At 67.8% G+C, this 2,486-nt stretch carries 1 protein-coding gene and 1 riboswitch; the gene reads right to left on the reverse strand.

Annotation, left to right across the window (positions count from 1 at the left end):
* Nucleotides 1–2,254 (reverse strand): aminomethyl-transferring glycine dehydrogenase (gene gcvP / locus X803_RS18060; RefSeq protein ID WP_035778078.1); only part of this gene is annotated, 2,254 nt, incomplete at its 3' end.
* A 50-nt stretch (nucleotides 2,255–2,304) separates the two neighbouring features.
* Nucleotides 2,305–2,415, reverse strand: a riboswitch (glycine riboswitch).
* Between the last annotated feature and the right edge of the window lie 71 nt (nucleotides 2,416–2,486).

A 2,486-nucleotide genomic window follows, 5' to 3' on the forward strand; every position in this document is an offset into this window, starting at 1 on the left:
CACCGGCCGAGCCGAAGCGTGAGGCGGAGATGGGAACACCGGTGGCGCCGCCGGTGGAACCCTGGCTGTTCGCGTCACCGGGCATGAATGGCGCCAGGTGCGCCTTCGCGGCCACCGGACCCACGCCGGGTCCGCCGCCTCCGTGCGGGATGCAGAAGGTCTTGTGCAGGTTCAGGTGCGAGACGTCGCCGCCGAACTTGCCGGGCTGGGCGAGGCCCACGAGGGCGTTCAGGTTGGCACCGTCCACGTAGACCTGGCCGCCGGCTGCGTGTACGGCGTCGCAGACCTCGCGGACATCGGCGTCGTACACGCCGTGCGTGGATGGGTAGGTGATCATGATGGCCGACAGGGCGTCCCGGTTGGCTTCGATCTTGGCGTTGAGGTCCGCGTGGTCAATGGTGCCGTCTGCGGCGGTGGCCACGACAACCACCTTCATGCCCGCCAGGACGGCGGAGGCGGCGTTGGTGCCGTGGGCGGAGGCGGGAATCAGGCAGACGTTCCGCTGGCCTTCGCCGCGGGAGGAGTGGTAGCCGCGGATGGCGAGCAGGCCGGCGAGCTCACCCTGCGAGCCGGCGTTGGGCTGGATGGACACCTGGTCGTAGCCGGTGATCTCGGCGAGATCGGCTTCCAGGCCGGAGATCAGTTCACGCCAGCCTTCGGTCTGCGAATCGGGCGCGAAGGGGTGGATCGACGCGAATTCGGGCCAGGAGATGGCTTCCATCTCGGCCGTGGCGTTGAGCTTCATGGTGCAGGAGCCCAGCGGGATCATGGTGCGGTCCAGCGCCAGGTCCCGGTCGGAGAGCCTGCGGATGTAGCGCAGCAGCTGGGTCTCGGAACGGTGGGTGTTGAAGACCGGGTGCTGCAGGTAATCGGAGGTGCGCAGCACCTCAGCAGGCAGCTCGAAGCCGGCGGCCTCCCTGACCGGACCGGCGCCGAAGGCGGCGGACACGGCTGAGAGGGTCTCCGGCGTCGTCGTTTCATCAACGGAAATGCCGACGGTGTCCGCGTCGATGCGGCGGAGGTTGATGCCCCTGGCCTCGGCGGCGGAGATGACCTTGGAGGCCTCGCGGGGTACGCGGACGGTGAGGGTGTCGAAGAAGGAATCGCTTCCCAGCTCCCAGCCGGCAGCCCGCAGGGTGGTGGCGAGGGTGCGGGCGTTGGTGTGGACCGTCTCGGCGATGGCCTTCAGCCCGTCCGGGCCGTGGTAGACGGCGTAGAACGAGGAGACGATGGCCAGCAGGGCCTGCGCCGTGCAGATGTTGGAGGTGGCCTTCTCGCGGCGGATGTGCTGTTCGCGGGTCTGGAGGGCCAGCCGGTAGGCGGGGACGCCGGCGTTGTCCCGGGAGACACCGACAATCCGGCCCGGGAGGGTGCGCTCCATGCCTTCGCGGACGGCCATGTACGCGGCGTGCGGGCCGCCGAAGAACAGGGGAACGCCGAGTCGCTGGGCGGATCCGACGGCGATGTCCGCGCCCTGCTCACCCGGAGGGGTGATGAGCGTCAGGGCGAGGAGGTCGGCGGCGACCGTCACGAGGGCGCCGCGCTCCTTCGCTTCGGTGATGACGGCGGACTGGTCCCAGACGCGGCCGGAGACGCCGGGCTGCTGGAGGACGACGCCGTTGATGTCACCGCTGGGCAGTCCCTGCGAGAGGTCCGCGACCTCAACCTCGAAGCCGAGCGCTTCGGCGCGGCCGAGGACAACCGCGATGGTCTGGGGGAGGCAGTCGGCGTCGAGGACTGTCTTGCCGTCCCTGGCCGACTTGTTTTTGTTGGCCCGGCGCATCAGCAGCACAGCCTCGGCAACGGCGGTGGCCTCATCGAGCAGGGACGCGTTGGCCACCGGAAGTGCGGTGAGGTCCTGGACCATGGTCTGGAAGTTCAGGAGGGCTTCAAGGCGGCCCTGGGAGATTTCCGGCTGGTACGGGGTGTAGGCGGTGTACCAGGCGGGAGCTTCAAGCACGTTCCGGCGGATCACCGGGGGAGTCACGGTGTCGTAGTAGCCCTGGCCGATCATCTGCACGGCGGTCTTGTTCTTGCCGGCCAGCGTGCGCAGCGCGTTCAGTACCTCGACCTCGCTGAGTGCGCTGTCCAGCTTCAGCGGCCGTTCCTGGCGGATGGAATCGGGAACCGCGCTGTCTACCAGCCCATCGAGGCTGTCATACCCGACGGCCTTGAGCATGGCATCGATATCACTCTGGCGGCGGGCGCCGATGTGACGGTCTGCGAATGTGGGGACGGATGACTGGATTGTCATGGAAGGAACTCCGAAGTTCAGGTGGCCATGAAGCCACGATGATCTGGGTTCCTCCCCGCTCTGTATTGGACCTGAGAGTTTCCGCTTTGCCCGTTGTTTCCGGGCTCCACTTGCACCGTCGGTGAGCCCGGTTTCCCGGACTGCTTTCCAGAGTTGCCTCGCCGTGGCGGTACGTGGGCCTGAGAGATTCCTGGGGAGGATTTGCTCCTACGGCGCCTGCTGAACGTACCGG

The sequence above is a fragment of the Arthrobacter sp. 35/47 genome (assembly GCF_000520475.1).
Classification (GTDB): Bacteria; Actinomycetota; Actinomycetes; order Actinomycetales; family Micrococcaceae; genus Arthrobacter_D; species Arthrobacter_D subterraneus.